The 18,185-nt window shown below is 60.0% G+C and carries 14 protein-coding genes and 1 riboswitch; of the genes, 11 read left to right on the top strand and 3 right to left on the bottom strand.

Annotated elements, in window-relative coordinates; all coding sequences use genetic code 11:
- Position 1: 1 nt before the first annotated feature.
- Positions 2–1,099, bottom strand: coding sequence for a branched-chain amino acid aminotransferase (locus QP324_RS04915; protein WP_225746696.1), 1,098 nt, complete (start codon positions 1,097–1,099; stop codon positions 2–4).
- Positions 1,100–1,203: 104 nt separating this feature from the next.
- Between QP324_RS04915 and QP324_RS04910 the strand changes: the two genes are divergently transcribed.
- The 3 genes from QP324_RS04910 to thiC all read left to right on the top strand — a co-directional run bounded on the left by QP324_RS04910 (position 1,204) and on the right by thiC (position 5,473).
- Positions 1,204–2,691, top strand: coding sequence for a leucyl aminopeptidase (locus tag QP324_RS04910; protein WP_239278975.1), 1,488 nt, complete (start codon positions 1,204–1,206; stop codon positions 2,689–2,691).
- 38 nt (positions 2,692–2,729) lie between these two features.
- Positions 2,730–3,266 (top strand): isochorismatase family protein, encoded by a 537-nt coding sequence (locus QP324_RS04905; RefSeq protein ID WP_239278976.1) that lies wholly within the window; start codon positions 2,730–2,732, stop codon positions 3,264–3,266.
- A gap of 316 nt (positions 3,267–3,582) precedes the next feature.
- Positions 3,583–3,693, top strand: a riboswitch (TPP riboswitch).
- Positions 3,692–5,473: a phosphomethylpyrimidine synthase ThiC gene (thiC, locus tag QP324_RS04900; RefSeq protein WP_225746693.1), complete on the top strand. Its 1,782-nt coding sequence runs from the start codon at positions 3,692–3,694 to the stop codon at positions 5,471–5,473. Its footprint overlaps the riboswitch before it by 2 nt.
- Here thiC and QP324_RS04895 read toward each other — a convergent pair.
- The gene (locus QP324_RS04895) at positions 5,465–5,875 is read right to left on the bottom strand and encodes an oxidoreductase (protein WP_225746692.1); all 411 of its coding nucleotides are present in this window, start codon (positions 5,873–5,875) and stop codon (positions 5,465–5,467) included. The genes thiC and QP324_RS04895 overlap by 9 nt on opposite strands.
- Positions 5,876–6,000: 125 nt before the next feature.
- Between QP324_RS04895 and sucB the strand changes: the two genes are divergently transcribed.
- From sucB to QP324_RS04860, 7 genes are all read left to right on the top strand, one after another.
- Complete coding sequence (gene sucB / locus QP324_RS04890) at positions 6,001–8,046, top strand: 2-oxoglutarate dehydrogenase, E2 component, dihydrolipoamide succinyltransferase (RefSeq protein WP_284814817.1); 2,046 nt, start codon at positions 6,001–6,003, stop codon at positions 8,044–8,046.
- Between the two features lie 291 nt (positions 8,047–8,337).
- Complete coding sequence (gene gcvP / locus QP324_RS04885; RefSeq protein ID WP_284814815.1) at positions 8,338–11,181, top strand: aminomethyl-transferring glycine dehydrogenase; 2,844 nt, start codon at positions 8,338–8,340, stop codon at positions 11,179–11,181.
- A gap of 2 nt (positions 11,182–11,183) precedes the next feature.
- Positions 11,184–12,296, top strand: coding sequence for a glycine cleavage system aminomethyltransferase GcvT (gene gcvT, locus QP324_RS04880; RefSeq protein WP_284814813.1), 1,113 nt, complete (start codon positions 11,184–11,186; stop codon positions 12,294–12,296).
- A gap of 36 nt (positions 12,297–12,332) precedes the next feature.
- Positions 12,333–12,725, top strand: a complete 393-nt coding sequence (gene gcvH / locus QP324_RS04875; protein ID WP_284814810.1) for a glycine cleavage system protein GcvH — start codon at positions 12,333–12,335, stop codon at positions 12,723–12,725.
- Positions 12,726–12,805: 80 nt separating this feature from the next.
- Positions 12,806–13,609, top strand: coding sequence for a lipoyl(octanoyl) transferase LipB (gene lipB, locus QP324_RS04870; RefSeq protein WP_284768483.1), 804 nt, complete (start codon positions 12,806–12,808; stop codon positions 13,607–13,609).
- A gap of 127 nt (positions 13,610–13,736) precedes the next feature.
- On the top strand, positions 13,737–14,801 hold the full coding sequence (lipA, locus tag QP324_RS04865; protein WP_005327094.1) for a lipoyl synthase: 1,065 nt from the start codon (positions 13,737–13,739) through the stop codon (positions 14,799–14,801).
- A gap of 81 nt (positions 14,802–14,882) precedes the next feature.
- Entirely contained in the window at positions 14,883–15,668 is a 786-nt protein-coding gene (locus tag QP324_RS04860) for a DUF4191 domain-containing protein (protein WP_239273549.1), read from the top strand.
- 75 nt (positions 15,669–15,743) lie between these two features.
- On the opposite strand, the gene QP324_RS04855 is transcribed toward QP324_RS04860, so the two are convergent.
- Positions 15,744–16,217, bottom strand: coding sequence for an RDD family protein (locus QP324_RS04855; RefSeq protein WP_049377713.1), 474 nt, complete (start codon positions 16,215–16,217; stop codon positions 15,744–15,746).
- Between the two features lie 118 nt (positions 16,218–16,335).
- On the opposite strand from QP324_RS04855, the gene glnA reads away from it, so the two are divergent.
- The gene (gene glnA / locus QP324_RS04850; protein WP_284791523.1) at positions 16,336–17,769 is read left to right on the top strand and encodes a type I glutamate--ammonia ligase; all 1,434 of its coding nucleotides are present in this window, start codon (positions 16,336–16,338) and stop codon (positions 17,767–17,769) included.
- Positions 17,770–18,185 lie beyond the last annotated feature (416 nt).

Raw genomic sequence — 18,185 nt, 5'->3', positions numbered from 1 at the left:
ACTACTTCACTAGGGTATGGAGCCAACCGTGGGTATCCTCCACTGCGCCGCGCTGGATACCGGTGAGGCGCTCGCGCAGGGCCATGGTGATCTCCCCCGCTTCATTGCCATTGACCTGGAAGTCGGCAGAGTCTCCCAACACGTGACCCACCGGCGTAATAACCGCGGCAGTGCCACAAGCAAAGGCCTCTGACATAGCGCCGGATTCGGCATCGCGCTGCCACTCTTCGGCAGTAATGCGGCGCTCGGTGACCTTGTAGCCCACATCCTGTGCTACCTGCAATAGGGATTCGCGGGTAATGCCGGGCAGCAAAGAGCCCGATAGTTCTGGTGTAACAATCTCCGCGCTATCACCAGAGCCATACACAAACATCAGGTTCATTCCGCCCATCTCCTCGATGTAGCGGCGCTCAATGGCATCCAACCAGACAACCTGGTCACACCCCTTTTCATCTGCCTGGGCCTGCGCCAAGAGCGAGCCTGCATAGTTGCCCGCAAACTTGGCCGCGCCGGTGCCGCCAGGGGCTGCGCGCACGTAGTCAGTGGATAGCCACACCGAAACCGGCTTGATTCCGCCGCTGAAGTAGGAACCCGCTGGGGAGGCAATGAGCACATAGCGGTAGGAATTGGCGGGGTGAACGCCCAAGGAGACCTCGGTGGAGATCATAAACGGGCGCAGGTACAGCGCTGCTTCCCCGCCGGCTTCTGGTACCCAGTCCTGATCCACCTCAACCAATTGGCGCAGGGACTCAATAAACTCCTCCTGCGGAAGCTCCGGCATAGCCAGGCGCTCAGCGGAGTTGATTAAGCGCTGCGCATTGTGGTCCGGCCGGAAAGTAGCGATAGAATCATCCGGCTGTCGGTAGGCCTTGATGCCCTCAAAGATCGCCTGGCCATAATGGAATACGTTGCTGGCCGGGTCCATACTCATCGGACCGTACGGACGCACCTGAGCATTGTGCCACCCCTTTTCTTCGGTCCAGTCAATGGTGACCATGTGGTCTGTAAAGTGCTTGCCAAAGCCGGGGTTGGCGAGGATATCGCTCAATTCTTCCGCGGACGTGGGGTTATCGGTACGAGTAATCGTGTAATCAAGCATGCCCACAATCTACCCCTTTATCTATAGCGAGGCAGGAATAAGTTCATCGCCGCGCGGTACAGTGGTGGGAAGATTGATAAGCCTTTCCACAAAGGAGGAGACAAATGGCACAGTCCGATCTACCAGCACGCGGCCACTTTCCCCAGGTAAAGCTGGGAAAGAAGGTTCCTAAGAAGGCGGAAGCTCTACTTATCGCCGCTTTCGAGGGCGAAGGCGGCCTAGAGCTGCCAGGCACCGATCTGCTTGGGGGCGCGGCGCTGCGCTCCACTTATGAAGCACTGGTGGCCGTAGGGGCCTCTGGCAAGGCCGGTGAGGTCACGCGCGTGCCGGCCCCATCCAAGGCGGGCGTAGCATCCATCATCGCCGTTGGCTTGGGCGATGCGGAAGAAGTTGACGATGAGACGCTGCGCCGCGCTGCCGGCCAAGCCGCCCGCTCTATCACCAAGGTGGGGGCCGTAGCCACCTCCCTGGGCGATTTTGGAATCACCCCAGTGGTAGAAGGCCTTATCCTCGGCGGCTATAAGTATTCTGGCCTGCGCTCCGAGTCGGCAACGGAGACCACCACCTACACCGTGGTGGCGGAGAAGTCCGCTCAAAAGGAGTTCGACAGCGCCAAAATTACCGCCGAGTCCGTCCTCATCGCCCGCGACCTCGTCAATACCCCTTCCAATCTGCTCTATCCAGAAACCTACGCGGCGTTCCTGTCTGCCCAAGCGGCAGAGGCCGGCCTTGAGGTAGAGGTCTTGGATGAAAAGGCGCTGGAAAAGCAGGGCTTTGGTGGCATCATGGCCGTCGGCCGCGGATCCGCCCGCCCGCCGCGCTTGGTCCGCTTGAGCTGGAAGCCGAAGAAAGCCAAGCGACACGTCGCTTTGGTGGGCAAGGGCATTACCTTTGATACCGGCGGAATTTCCCTGAAGCCGGGCGCCAAGATGTGGGACATGATTTCTGACATGGGCGGTTCCGCTGCAATGGCCGCAGCCATCATCGCCGCAGCAAAGCTGAACCTGAAGGTGGGCATCACCGCTACCCTGCCACTGGCGGAAAACATGCCGGGCAGCGATGCTACCCGCCCGGGTGACGTCATCACCCACTACGGCGGCATTACCTCCGAGGTTCTCAACACTGACGCGGAGGGACGCCTCGTGCTTGCCGACGCCATTGCGCGCGCCAGCGAGGACAACCCCGATTTCCTCATCGAAACCGCGACCTTGACCGGCGCCCAGATGGTCGCCCTGGGTGAGCGCACCGCCGGCGTGATGGGCTCGGAAGAATTCCGCGATCGCATGGCCGAGATCGGCCGCGAGGTGGGCGAGAAGGCTTGGGCCATGCCGCTCCTGGAAGAACACGAAGAATCAGTGAAATCTGCCAGCGCCGATATCCGCAATATCAACGCCAAGCGTGAGGGCGGCATGGAATACGCCGGCACCTACCTCCAGCACTTCGTGGGCGAGGGAATCGAATGGGCCCATATCGATGTGGCTGGCCCTTCCTTCAACACCACGGGCGCTTATGGATACACCCCAAAGATGGGCACCGGCGTGCCCACCCGCACGGTGGTTGCCGCCTTGCGCGAGATTGCTGAATTAAAGTAGCACCACAACAGGCTTAGTGCGTTTAGAATCCTAGAAGCATGAAGCCTGCTTTAATCATCGTTGACGTGCAACATGACTTCTGCCCCGGCGGCGCCTTAGGCACCGAGCGGGGCAACGAGGTCGCTGTAAAAATCGCTACCCTGCAACGGGATTACGAAACCGTCGTAGCCACGCAGGATTGGCACATCGATCCGGGTTCTCACTTTTCTACGGACCCGGATTTTGTCGATTCTTGGCCGGTGCACTGCGTAGCCGAGTCCCACGGGGCAGCCATGCATGAGGCCATCGGGCCGGCGCAAGCCTACTTCCGCAAGGGCGAATACACCGCCGCCTATTCCGGATTCGAGGGCGCTGCGAACGGCACCTTGCTCGCCGACTGGTTGCGCGAGCGCCACATAGACGCCGTGGATATCGTGGGCATTGCCACCGATCACTGCGTGCGTGCCACGGCTGCCGACGCCCTTAAAGAGGGCTTTACCGTCCGAGTACTGCGTGAGTATTGCTCCCCAGTGGACGAAGCACGCGGCGAAGCCGCGTTGCAAGAGTTAGCCGCTGCCGGCGCCACCATCTGCTAAACACATGAAGACGCCTACGGCCCTCGAACCGAATCTGGTCCGAGGGCCGCTGGCGTCTCTCTACAAGGTGTTTCCATGTATCGGCTAATGCAGCCGCCCTCTGGAAACAGGAGGGGTTCTCTCTATCTCTCTCGCATGCGCTCTCTCAAACGCATGAATTAAGTATGGAATGCCGATATTGGATCCGGGTGTCAGGTACCTGAAAGTTTCCTGTTGAATTGTGCCACCAAGGCTCCTACTACCTCACCTCGACAAATACGTCTCCACCCAAATGGCGAAAGCTCTGCGCTATGCGAGACGATTGTTATAGGGTGATCTGCGTCCCCACGGGTGCCCGAGCACGGGCTGAGAGTGCGCTAAAGCTGCGCATAGACCGTTCGAACCTGTTTGGTTAATACCTACGAAGGAAGAGAGGAGCGCTTGCCATGACGGCTGCCCCAGAAAACCACCCTAAGCATTCCTATTCCCCCATTCACCACGACGGTCTAGAAGTTCCAGAGACCGAAATCCAACTGGATGATTCCCCACAAGGCCCCAATGAGCCCTTCCGCGTCTACCGCACGCGTGGGCCAGAATGCGCACCTGAAGTGGGGCTACCGGCCCTGCGCAGCGAGTGGATTAGCGAGCGCGGAGATACCAAAGAGTACGCCGGTCGCGGCCGCGAGCTGGCTGACGATGGACGTGCCGCACAGCGCCGCGGGGCGTCTTCCCAAGAGTGGAAAGGCTCTAAGCGCCCGCCGCTTAAGGCTCAGCCCGGGCGCCGCGTAACTCAAATGCACTACGCTCGCCAAGGAATCATCACCCGCGAAATGGAATTCGTAGCACTGCGTGAGCACTGCGATCCGGAATTCGTTCGCGCTGAGGTAGCTCGCGGCCGCGCCATTATCCCTAATAATGTCAACCACCCCGAGTCTGAGCCCATGATCATTGGGCGAAAATTTCTCACCAAAATCAACGCCAATATTGGTAACTCCGCGGTTACCTCCTCCATCGAGGAAGAAGTGTCCAAACTGCGCTGGGCTACCCAGTGGGGCGCGGACACCGTGATGGATCTTTCCACTGGTGACGATATCCACACCACCCGCGAGTGGATCCTCCGCAATTCCCCAGTTCCCATTGGCACCGTGCCCATTTACCAAGCATTGGAAAAGGTCAATGGCGTGGCAGAGGATCTGACCTGGGAAATCTTCCGCGATACCGTCATCGAGCAATGCGAACAGGGTGTGGACTATATGACCATTCACGCCGGTGTGCTCTTGGCGTATGTACCGCTAGCAAGCAATCGCGTGACCGGCATTGTCAGCCGTGGTGGCTCCATCATGGCGGGATGGTGCCTTGCTCACCACAAAGAGTCATTTCTGTACGAGCACTTCGATGAGCTATGCGAGATTTTCGCTCAATACGATGTTGCATTTTCGCTTGGCGACGGCCTGCGCCCCGGCAGCCTTGCCGATGCTAACGACGCCGCCCAATTTGCAGAGCTAAAGACTATCGGCGAACTTACCCGCCGCGCCTGGGAGTATGACGTCCAAGTCATGGTGGAAGGCCCCGGACACGTGCCTCTCAACATGATTCAAGAAAACAACGAACTCGAACAGGACTGGGCTTCAGATGCCCCCTTCTATACCCTCGGCCCTCTAGTTACCGATATCGCCCCTGGCTATGATCACATCACTTCCGCCATCGGTGCCGCCCATATCGCAATGGGTGGTACAGCCATGTTGTGCTATGTCACGCCGAAGGAGCACTTGGGACTGCCCAACCGCGATGATGTAAAAACTGGCGTCATTACCTATAAGATTGCGGCGCATTCAGCGGACGTGGCCAAGGGACATCCAGGCGCCCGCGCTTGGGACGATGCCATGAGCAAGGCCCGCTTTGAATTTCGCTGGAATGACCAATTTGCGCTCTCCCTCGACCCAGAGACCGCGCAGGCCTATCACGATGAAACGTTGCCTGCTGAGCCAGCAAAGACCGCACACTTTTGTTCCATGTGTGGGCCGAAGTTCTGCTCCATGCGCATTAGCCAAGACATCCGCGAGATGTTCGGCGGGCAAATGGCCGAGCTGGGCATGCCGACGCTGGGCGACCAGGTCCGTGCGGCAGCCCACGGCCCAGCACCACAGGAAGGTATGCAGGAAAAATCCGCCGAATTCCGCCGCAACGGGTCTCAAATTTATTTACGCGAGGATGCTGACCTAGCTTAGCTCTCGCCCTGTATCGGGATTTTCGCCGCGCTCAAATCGGGCGCGGCGTTGCCTTTGTTCTTCCCTTTTGCGCAAGATGCGCTGCCTTTCCATGCGATCGCGCATGCGCTGCGGATAGCCGGTTTCTTCCACGTCATAAATATCGCAGCTCAAAAGTTTGGCCACCGCATCAATTCCTTTCGGCCCGCCAATACGGCGCCGGATAAAATCGCCGTGTTCATCCACAACGACAACGGACATCTCATTGACTACAGTTTCCGGTTCCACAAAGGCCTCTACATATACCTTTCCGGCGGCCCATTGTTGCAGATCCTGCGCGTCTTCCGGGCGGATGGTCTCCCCCGGTCCGCGGGGTGGTCGCAGTGACGATCTGGACTTGTTGCGGCGGAAAGGGTTGAACATAATTCCCTAGCTTACCCGGAAGGAGGGTAGTTACTCACCCCACATCTGCACGAGGGTGAGCATCACGCTGTAAGATTGTCGGGTAGCGATAGAACACTTCCAACTTTCGAGGAGTCTTATAACTCATGGCGAACTCCGTTGAGATGCCCGAGCTGGGCGAATCCGTAACCGAAGGCACCATCACGCAGTGGCTCAAGTCCGTAGGCGACACCGTCGAGGTCGACGAACCATTGCTCGAGGTCTCCACTGACAAGGTCGATACCGAAATCCCCTCCCCCGTAGCCGGCACCATTATTGAAATTAAGGCTGACGAGGATGACACCATCGAGGTCGGCGAGGTCATCGCCATCATCGGTGACGAGGATGAGGCAGGCTCCGCATCCAACGACTCCTCCGCTGACAAGGGCGAGGAAGAGGCAGAAGAAAAGAAGGAAGAGCCAAAGGCTGACTCCTCCAACGGCGGCTCCGGCGACGCAGCCGACGTGGAAATGCCAGAACTCGGCGAATCCGTCACCGAGGGCACCATCACGCAGTGGCTGAAGTCCGTAGGCGACACCGTCGAGGTAGACGAGCCACTGCTCGAGGTCTCCACCGACAAGGTCGACACCGAAATTCCTTCCCCAGTAGCAGGCACCCTGGTAGAAATCCTCGCCGACGAGGACGACACCATCGAGGTCGGCGAAGTCATCGCCCGCATCGGCGACGAAAACGCCACCGCATCCTCCTCCGAGGCCAAGCCAGAGCCACAGGAAGAAAAGAAGGAAGAGCCAAAGGCCGAAGAAAAGGAAGAGCCAAAGGCTGACTCCTCCAACGGCGGCTCCGGTGACGCAGCCGACGTGGAAATGCCAGAACTCGGCGAGTCCGTCACCGAAGGCACCATCACCCAGTGGCTCAAGTCCGTTGGCGACACCGTCGAGGTAGACGAGCCACTGCTCGAGGTCTCCACCGACAAGGTCGACACCGAAATTCCTTCCCCAGTAGCAGGCACCCTGGTAGAAATCCTCGCAGACGAGGACGACACCATCGAGGTCGGCGAAGTCATCGCCCGCATCGGCGACGAAAACGCCACCGCATCCTCCTCCGAGGCCAAGCCAGAGCCACAGGAAGAAAAGAAGGAAGAGCCAAAGGCCGAAGAAAAGGAAGAGAAGAAGCCAGAACCGAAGGCTGAGGAAAAGAAGGAATCCAAGCAGGATTCCTCCCTGAACACCTCTGCCAAGGTCAACAATGGCGACAACGTTCCTTATGTCACCCCACTGGTACGCAAGCTGGCTGAAAAGCACGGCGTAGACCTCAACACCGTTGAGGGCACCGGCGTGGGCGGTCGCATCCGCAAGCAGGACGTGCTCGCCGCTGCTGGCGAGGGCGATGCACCTGCCAAGTCTGGCGCACAGTCCGATAACTCCCCACGCGCACGTTGGTCCACCAAGTCCGTGGATCCGGCCAAGCAGGAGCTCATCGGCACCACCCAGAAGGTCAACCGCATCCGCGAAATCACCGCCGCCAAGATGGTCGAGGCGCTGCAGATTTCCGCGCAGCTTACCCACGTCCAGGAAGTCGACATGACTGCCATCTGGGATATGCGCAAGAAGAACAAGCAGGCGTTCATCGACAAGCACGGTGCCAACCTGTCCTTCCTGCCATTCATCGTGAAGGCTACCGCCGAGGCTCTGGTCTCCCACCCGAACGTCAATGCGTCTTATACCCCAGAGACCAAGGAGATGACCTACCACTCGGACGTCAACATCGCTATCGCCGTTGACACCCCGAAGGGCCTGCTCACCCCGGTTATCCACAAGGCGCAGGACATGACCCTGCCGCAGATCGCTCAGCAGATTGCAGAGCTGGCTGATAAGGCCCGCAATAACAAGCTGAAGCCGAACGATCTCACCGGTGCTACCTTCACCGTGACCAACATCGGTTCCGAGGGCGCCATGCTCGATACCCCGATCTTGGTTCCGCCACAGGCCGGCATCCTGGGCACCGCGGCTATCGAAAAGCGCCCGGTTGTTGTCAACGAGAACGGCCAGGACGCCATCGCCATCCGCCAGATGTGCTACCTGCCATTCACCTACGACCACCAGGTAGTTGACGGTGCGGACGCAGGCCGCTTCATCACCACCATCAAGGATCGCCTGCAGACCGCAGACTTCCAAGCAGACCTCGAAGTCTAAAGGTTCTATCGCCGCTTAAAGCCTCTTAGCCCCACTGCGGGCTAAGAGGCTTTAGCTATGTCTGGGGTGCTAAGTGGGGGTGATGGATCCACAATCACCGGACTAATCCATCCCCTTTTATTCGAGGTGTTGAGGGTGCCTTGCCCCTAAGCCCATGGTGAGCGCACTGGGCGCAGTTCTATACAGTGACGCGCTGCATAAAAGTTTCCAAAGGGGGATCGGTTCACCCATTGCTAAACATATAATTGGGGCGGTTACAGCCATTGTCCCCCATTAAGGAGTCTCACTGACATGGAATTCATCTCCCGCCACCTAGGGCCGGATTCTGCGGAGCAGGCCACCATGCTTGCGAAGGTAGGCTACGACAGCGTGGACGCGCTGGTCGATGCCGCCATTCCGTCAAAGATCCGCGCCGCAGAACTGCCTCAGCTTCCTGAGGCACTCTCGGAAGATGAGGCACAGGCTACATTGCGGGAATACGCCAACCAGAACACCGTGCTGAAGTCCTTCTACGGACAAGGCTTTTCTGACACCCTCACCCCCGCGGTCATCCGCCGCGGTTTATTGGAAGATGCGGGATGGTACACCGCCTATACCCCGTATCAGCCAGAGATCTCCCAGGGTCGTCTTGAAGCGCTGTTGAACTTCCAGACCATGATTGAGTCCCTGACCGGTCTGCCCATCGCCAATGCATCCTTGCTGGATGAGGCCTCCGCCACCGCGGAAGCCGTGGGACTTATGTCCCGCGCGGTAAAGAAGGGTCGCCGCGTGGTGCTGGATTCTCGCCTGCACCCGCAGGTGCTTACCGTGGCCGCGGAGCGCGCCCGCGCGATTGACCTCGAGGTAGAAATCGTAGACCTGCGCGAAGGCCTCGTGGGCGAGGATCTCATCGGCGCAGTAATCGCCTACACCGGTACCGAGGGCGATATCTTTGATCCCTCCACCATCATCGAGGAGCTGCACACCCGCGGCGCTCTGGCTACCGTGGCCACCGACCCGCTTTCGCTGCTCCTGCTGGAGGAACCTGGCTCGCTGGGCGCCGATATTGTGCTCGGTTCTTCCCAGCGCTTTGGCGTTCCGCTCTTCTTCGGCGGCCCGCACGCTGCGTACATGGCAGTCACGGAAAAGCTGAAGCGCCAGATGCCTGGCCGCATCGTAGGCGTGTCCAAGGACGCGGATGGTCGCCCCGCTTACCGCCTAGCGCTGCAGACCCGCGAGCAGCACATTCGCCGTGAACGCGCTACCTCCAATATTTGTACTGCGCAGGCGCTGCTGGCCAATGTCGCCTCCATGTACGCCGTCTACCACGGCCCGCAAGGTCTCAAGTCCATTGCCCAGCGCGTCCACGCGCTCGCTTCCTCCTTTGCGCAGGCCGTTAAGAATGCTGGAAAGCAACTCGTGTCCGAGGACTTCTTCGATACCGTTACCGTCGCCGGCGTAGACGCCGCCACCATCAAGGCTGACCTCCAGAAGGAGGGCTACCTCGTGCGCACCATCGGCGAGGAAAAGGTATCGGTGTCCTTTGGTGAGTCGGCGACCAAGGAGGACGTCGCCAAGCTCGCCCAGGCCTTCGGCGCCAATGCCGTTGAGGCCGACTTTGCTCTGCCGGAGAACCTACAGCGCGGCGAGGAGCCACTGCAGCACGAAATCTTCAATCGCATCCACTCCGAGACCCAGATGCTGCGCTACCTGCGCAAGCTGGCCGATAAGGACCTGGCGCTCGACCGCACCATGATTCCGCTGGGCTCCTGCACGATGAAGCTCAACCCCACCGCCGCCATGGAACCCATCTCCTGGCCGGAGTTTGCGGGCATCCACCCCTACGCACCAGAGGAAACGACCGCCGGCTGGCGCGCATTGGTGGAAGAGATTGAGGGCTGGCTGGCCGAGGTCACCGGCTACGCCAAGGTCTCCATCCAGCCCAATGCCGGCTCCCAGGGCGAGCTGGCGGGTCTATTGGCCATCCGCCGCTACCACGTGGCCAATGGCGATAACGAGCGCGATGTAGTGCTCATCCCAGCTTCCGCGCACGGTACCAATGCGGCTTCGGCAACGCTGGCTAACCTGCGCGTTGTTGTGGTGAAGACCGCGGAGGACGGCTCTATTGACCTTGCGGATTTGGATGAGAAGATTGCCAAGCACGGCAACCACATTGCCGGCATTATGGTGACCTACCCGTCCACCCACGGCGTCTTTGACCCCGAGGTTCGCGACGTATGCGATAAGGTCCACGCAGTGGGCGGCCAGGTCTACATCGACGGTGCGAATATGAACGCGCTGACCGGCTGGGCCCGCCCAGGCCAGTTCGGCGGCGATGTTTCCCACCTCAACCTGCACAAGACCTTTACCATTCCGCATGGCGGTGGTGGCCCGGGCGTGGGTCCAGTTGCCGTGGCCGAGCACCTCATCCCCTTCCTGCCCACCAACGCCGCGGATCCGCAGCTGGATGCCACCACAGCTACCCCGGTAGGCCAGGGCGTGCCGATTACCAATACCAAGTACGGCTCGGCTGGTGTGCTGCCGATTTCCTGGGCGTACCTCGCTATGACCGGTGCGCAGGGACTGGCCCAGGCCTCCGCCCACGCCATTTTGGGCGCGAACTACCTGGCCAAGTCCTTGGAAGATTCCTTCCCTGTGCTCTACACCGGCAACGCTGGCTTGGTGGCGCACGAATGCATCCTGGATCTGCGAGCGCTTACCGACGCCTCCGGGGTCACCGCAGCCGACGTAGCCAAGCGTCTCGTGGACTTTGGTTTCCATGCCCCGACCCTCGCCTTCCCGGTGGCCGGAACCCTCATGGTCGAGCCCACCGAGTCTGAAGACTTGACCGAGCTGGACCGCTTCATCGAGGCTATGCGCACCATTCGCGCCGAGATCCAAGAGATCATCGACGGCGAGGTGTCCTACGAAGGCTCCGTTATCCACCACGCACCATTTACCGCGGAGTCCGTCGGTGCCGATGCGTGGGAGTTCGCCTTCAGCCGCGAAAAGGCAGCGTGGCCCGTGAAATCCCTGCGCCACAGCTACAAGTACTTCCCGCCTGTGCGCCGCATCGACGAGGCCTACGGCGACCGCAACCTGGTCTGTAGCTGCCCACCACCAGAAGCTTTCGACATCGACGATTCTGAGGAGTAACCATGACTGAACTACTCACCTCCCCGCTTCATGCCGAGCACGACAAGCTCGGCGCCACTTTCACGGCCTTCGGCCCGTGGAACATGCCCTTGAAATACCAGAATGAGCTGGATGAGCACCGCGCGGTGCGTAGCACCGCTGGCCTCTTTGACCTTTCCCACATGGGCGAAATCTGGGTCAACGGCTCGGACGCCGGCAAGTTCTTGTCCTATGCCTTCATCTCCAACTTCGAGCCCCTCAAGGTGGGCAAGGCCAAGTACTCCATGATTACCGCTGAAGACGGCGGCATCATCGATGACCTGATTACCTACCGCTTTGAAGAGGACAAATTCCTCGTCGTCCCGAATGCCGGCAACGCCGATACCGTGTGGGACGAGCTCAATAAGCGCGCCGAGGGCTTCGATGTTTCCCTGAAGAACGAGTCCCGTGACGTCGCCATGATCGCCGTCCAGGGCCCTAAGGCCGCAGAAATCCTCGTCCCGCTGGTAGAAGACAATAAGCAGGACGAGGTATATAACCTCGGCTACTACGCTGCCACCATGGGCAAGGTAGCGCGCACCTTCGCCATTATCGCGCGCACCGGCTACACCGGTGAGGATGGCTTCGAGCTCATCGTGTATAACTCCGATGCCCCACAGCTGTGGGAAGAACTGCTCAAGGCCGGCGCGGAATACGACCTCAAGCCGTGCGGTCTTGCCGCCCGCGATTCCCTGCGCCTCGAGGCCGGCATGCCGCTGTACGGCAACGAGCTCTCTCGCGATATCACCCCAGTAGAGGCGGGCATGGCGCGTGCCTTTGCCAAGAAGGAGGCCGATTTCATCGGCGCCGAGGTCATCCGCCAGCGCGCCGCCGAAGGCCCACAGGTGGCTATCACCGGTCTCACCTCCACGCAGCGCCGCGCCGCGCGCGCCGGAGCCGAAGTATTCGTGGGAGACAAGAAGGTCGGAACGGTCACCTCCGGCCAGCCTTCCCCCACCCTGGGACACCCAGTGGCCATCGCGCTGCTGGAAACCAGCGCTGAACTCGAGCCCGGCGCCGAAGTCGAGGTAGAGATCCGCGGCAAGCGCTATCCTTTTGAAGTAACCGCGTTGCCGTTCTACAAGCGCGATAAGTAAACACTTTCTCAACCAGCCCGAAAGGACTACATCACCATGGCTGCCCTTCCACAAGATTTCTCCTACTCCGAAGACCACGAGTGGGTCAACGCCACCGCTGACGCCGTCGCAGGCGCTACCGTGCGCATCGGCATTACCTCCGTCGCTGCCGATCGCCTGGGCGAGGTTGTCTTTGCCGAGCTACCGGAGGTGGGCGATACCGTCACCGCCGGCGAGTCCTGCGGCGAAGTCGAATCCACCAAGTCCGTCTCTGACCTCTACTCCCCTGTCACCGGCACCGTCAAGGCCGTCAACGAGGCCGTGCACGATGACTACGCCGTCATCAACAACGATCCGTTTGGGGAGGGCTGGCTCTTCGAGGTCGAGGTAGATGAGACCGGCGAGCTCATGGATGCCGCCGCCTACGCATCCGCTAACGGCCTAGACTAATTCGGCTCCACGCGGGAGGGTGTGCCACGCGCATCCTCCCGCTTTGCTTTGCCCACCGCACCAGAGGAAACTTTGAGGCTATGACTGCACCACGCGATCCTTTCTTCCCCGCCGAGCGCTCCATCCGCGCCTCCGATAAGCCACTAGAGGTCCGTTTCCTGGGCCGGATGGACTACCAGGAGGCGTGGGATTACCAGGCCGAGGTAGCGGCCGCCCGCGCCAAGGGCGAGCAGGGCGACGTGGTGCTCGTGGTCGAGCATCCCAATATCTATACCGCCGGCAAGCGCACCCAGCCAGAGGATATGCCGGATAATGGCCTGCCCGTTATCACCGTGGACCGCGGCGGGCGCATTACCTGGCATGGCGAGGGCCAGTTGGTCATCTACCCCATTATCAAGCTGGCAGAGCCTGTCGACGTCGTCGACTATGTCCGCCGCTTGGAGGAAGCCACCATCCAGACGGTTCGCCAGATGGGGGTGACCACCGCTGGGCGCATCGACGGCCGCTCGGGTGTTTGGGTACCCTCCACCACCCAGGCCAAGGATCCGGCTGCCCCGAAGCGCGACCGCAAGATTGCCGCGCTGGGCATCCGCATTACCCGCGGGGTGACCATGCACGGCTTGGCGCTCAATTGCTGCAATACGCTGGAATACTACGACCACATCGTGGCCTGCGGCATCGACGACGCCGACGTGACCACTCTGTCCTTAGAACTGGGCCACCAAGTCAGCCTCGAGGACGCCACCCAGCCGCTGTTGCAAGCGCTGGACGACGCCCTCTCGGGCCGCCTCATCGTTGCCGACCACACCTTCGGCTCAGCCCCGGATCCCACGAAGCTGGCCAATGAAAGGGCACGGGAGAGGCGTCGGCAAGCGCGGCACTAGCCCTCGTTCGGGGCTGGCGCGGAATAGGATGTGACCCTGGCGACTTATACCTAGAAGAGCTATTAGCCATCACCACCATCAACCGATAAAGTGAGTTTTTGTGACTGTAAAGCCTGAAGGACGCAAGATGCTCCGCATTGAAAAGAAGAATGCAGAGTCACCCATCGAACAAAAGCCACGCTGGATTCGCAACCAGGTCCGCACCGGCCCGGGCTACGAGGACATGAAGTCCCGCGTGGCCGGCGCCTCCCTGCACACCGTGTGCCAAGAGGCAGGCTGCCCGAATATCCACGAGTGCTGGGAATCCCGCGAGGCTACGTTCCTTATCGGTGGCGATAAGTGCACCCGCCGCTGCGACTTCTGCGATATTGCCACCGGCAAGCCGGAAGAACTCGACCGCGATGAGCCGCGCCGCGTGGCCGAAAATATCCGGGAAATGGACCTTAACTACACCACCATTACCGGAGTTACCCGCGACGATCTCCCGGATGAAGGCGCTTGGCTCTACGCCGAGGTCGTGCGCAAGATTCACGAGCTTAACCCGCATACCGGCGTGGAAAACCTCACCCCGGATTTCTCCGGCAAGCCGGACCTTTTGGAAGAGGTCTTCGAGGCCAAGCCGGAGGTCTTCGCCCATAACCTGGAGACCGTGCCGCGCATCTTTAAACGCATCCGCCCGGCCTTCCGCTACGAGCGCTCCCTGGACGTTATCCGCCAGGCCCACGACTATGGCCTGATTACCAAGTCCAACCTGATTTTGGGCATGGGCGAGACCGAGGATGAGGTCGAGGAAGCATTGCGTGACCTGCGCTCTGCCGGCTGCGATATCATCACCATCACCCAGTACCTGCGCCCCGGCCCGCGCTTCCACCCGATTGAGCGCTGGGTGCGCCCAGAGGAATTCGTCGCCCACTCCAAGCTGGCCAAGGAGCTCGGCTTCGGCGGCGTCATGTCCGGCCCGCTGGTGCGCTCGTCCTACCGCGCCGGCCGCCTCTACGTGCAGGCCATGGAAAAGCGCGGCTTCGAGCTTCCAGAAAACCTCAAGCACCTGGCCGAGACCTCCCAGGGTGCCACCGCCCAAGAGGCCTCCACCCTGCTGGAGAAGTACGGCCCCTCGGAAGAGACTCCAGTGACCACCCGCATGGCCAAGACCCCGGCTAATGCGAATTCGGCGGCGGCCACCATCCGCTAAACCGAACGTTTTCATAACGGCCTGCGCTTTTCGCGTGGGCCGTTTTAACATTTATGCCCGTTGACCTTTAAAGTAGGAGCCATGGCGAAAGATGACAAGGCAGCACTAAAGGCTGCAAAGAAGCAAGAACGCGCGGCCAAGCGCCAGCAGCGTAAGCAAACCTGGTCCCAGATGTGGCAAGCATTCAATATGCAGCGCAAGCAGGATAAGGCGCTTATCCCCATCATGCTGGGTGCCTTCCTGGGCATGGGCTTGCTCTTCTTCCTCATTGGCCTGCTTTTTAGCGGCCAGTGGTTCATGCTCATCCTCGGCTTGGGCATCGGCGCGCTGCTCGCCATGTTCCTCTTTACCCGCCGCCTTGAGCGCGATATGTACAAGCGCGTGGAAGACCAGCCGGGCGCTGCCGGCTGGGCGCTGGAACAGCAGCTGCGCAATACCGTGGGCATCGTGTGGTCCGTAAAGACCGGTGTGGCCGCCACCCGCCAGCAGGATCTTATCCACCGCGTCATCGGCAACGCCGGCGTCATCTTCGTTTGCGAGGGCAATAAGAACCGCGTACGCCCCACCTTGAACCAGCTTAAGAAGCGTGTAGACAAGATCGCCGGCGGCGTTCCCATCTACGAGATCTTCGTGGGGAACGGCGAGGACGAGGTTCCCGTATCCAAGCTGCGCAATAAGGTCATGAAGCTGCCGCGCAACTTCAATAAGAACGAAACCTACGACAACATCCGCCGCATCGAGGCCATGGATTCCATGCCGGGTACCACCCCGGGCATGCCCAAGGGCCCGATGCCCCACCAGGCGCAGAACATGGCCGGCATGAACCGCCGCATGCGCCGCGCCCAGCAGCGCAAGAAGAATAAATAAGCGCCTAAAGCTAATCCCTGCTACACCGTCGACGGCGTAGCAGGGATTTTCTTATGCCCAGAAAAGTCGGGCACCTTAGGAGCGAATGACGATGGTGCCGGTGGCGCGGTCGTGCATGCCGCGTCCATCCGCATCAACCATGGCCGCTGGGAACAGCACACCGGTGAGCACCGTGCGCAGCGCCGCGCGCCATAGGCCCACGCGGGCACCGGGGACGTCGAGTCGCGCCACGCCCATCCCCAGCAGCAGCATGCCGGGGGTGCGGGCAAAGAGCCAGCCACACACAATGCCCATGATGACCCACAGGGCGTAGCCCAAGAAAGCCACACCGCCGAGTTCCGTCGTGAACATGTGGATCAGGTTGGCAATGAGCATGCACACGATCCAATCAATGGCCACGGCGCCGGCACGGCGGCCAACGGGGGCCAGTGATCCCGGCCCGGACTCCGGAAGGCCGAGCTTTTCGCCCGGCCAGCGGCCAGGGCCTTCCATGTCATCGTATTCGCCCGGAATATTCGGCCCGTCGAGCCACGTACGCTTATCTGCCATGCTCACCAATCTAGCGGGCACAAAGTGAGATGTGAAACGAGGGGAATCGCGATGCCAACGGTGGGAACCTAGTAGGCTATAGAGAGACAATTCACCGGTCAACAACGAGGAGACAAACGTGTCTTTCGAGACAGTGCAGGACATCGTCCAATTTATTAAGGACGAGGACGTAAAGTTCGTCGATATCCGCTTTACGGACGTCCCGGGCACCGAGCACCACTTTTCCATCCCAGCAGATGAGTTCACCGTAGAAGATGCCGAAAATGGCCTTGCCTTCGACGGCTCCTCTATCCGCGGATTCACCACCATCGATGAGTCCGATATGACCCTGCTGCCGGATCCAGCCACTGCGCATATCGATCCGTTCCGCACGGCCAAGACCCTGAACATCAAGTTCTTCGTCCACGACCCATTTACCTTTGAGCCTTTCTCCCGCGACCCGCGCAACATCGCGCGCAAGGCGGAAGAGTACCTGCAGTCCACCGGCATTGCCGATACTTGTAACTTTGGTGCTGAGGCCGAGTTCTACCTCTTTGACTCCGTGCGCTTTGGCACCGACGTCCAGCACGGCTTCTACGAGGTGGATTCCGATGAAGGTTGGTGGAACCGCGATAACGAAACCAACTTTGACGGCACCCCGAACACCGGCTACAAGACCCGCCTGAAGGGCGGCTACTTCCCCACCGCGCCGTATGACAAGCACGGTGAGGTGCGCGACGCCATGGTAGAGAACCTGCAAAAGGTTGGCTTCCAAATCGAGCGCTTCCACCACGAGGTCGGTGCCGGCCAGAATGAGATCAACTACCGCTTTAACTCCATGTTGCACGCGGGCGATGACATCCAGACCTTCAAGTACGTGATTAAGCAGACTGCGGCACAGTGGGGCAAGACCGCAACCTTCATGCCCAAGCCGCTGGCTGGCGATAATGGTTCCGGTATGCACGCCCACATGTCCCTGTGGAAGGACGGCAAGCCTCTCTTCCACGACGAGGCTGGCTACGCAGGCCTTTCCGATATCGCCCGCTACTACATCGGTGGCATCCTCCACCACGCTGGTGCCGTTCTTGCGTTCACCAACCCGACGCTGAACTCCTACCACCGCCTGGTGCCGGGCTTCGAGGCCCCGATTAACCTGGTGTACTCCCAGCGCAACCGCTCGGCCGCCATCCGTATCCCGATTACCGGTTCCAACCCGAAGGCCAAGCGCATCGAGTTCCGCGCTCCGGACCCATCCGGCAACCCTTACTTGGGCTTTGCCGCCATGATGATGGCCGGCATCGACGGCGTAAAGAACCGCATTGAGCCGCACGCTCCAGTTGATAAGGACCTCTACGAGCTGCCGCCGGCAGAGGCTGAGTCCATCCCGCAGGCACCGACCTCCCTCGAGGCTTCCCTCAAGGCCCTGCAGGAGGACATGGACTTCCTCACCGAAGGCGATGTCTTCACCGAGGATCTCATCGAGACCTACATCAACTACAAGTACGAAAACGAGATTAACCCGGTCCGCCTGCGTCCTACCCCGCAGGAATTTGAGATGTACTACGACTGCTAGAGCTGCGCTTGCCGACGCCCCCTCTCGCCACCGGCTTTCCGCCTTCCTAGGCTCCCAAATTGCTGAGTGCCGATTGGGGGCTTTGCAGATCCTCTGTGCACTTTGGATTCAGAGGTTTTACACCGACTATTGACAAGCGCCCTTGATTCTTAGCGGTGCCCCACTCCTTGTTAATTGACTACCGCAGCGTTTTCCAAACGCGTGGCCCGTGAACAAAATTTTGCGCAAATGATTACTAAAATTGCGCATTTTGAGCTATACTTTAGTTAATCGATACCCCCTCCAAGCTTCCCATAAGAACAGCTCAATATGAGAGGGGGGCTTTGCTATGCTGAAGCAAGGCGGATTCTAGTGGTCGTGGAAACACTTCTTATGTTTCGGTTGAGTTTATCAGTGCGGCCATTTTCTCGGCTGGT

Source organism: Corynebacterium sp. UMB0012, from assembly GCF_030216265.1.
In the GTDB taxonomy this organism is placed as follows: Bacteria; Actinomycetota; Actinomycetes; order Mycobacteriales; family Mycobacteriaceae; genus Corynebacterium.
This window is presented reverse-complemented; position numbering and strand designations above follow the sequence as displayed.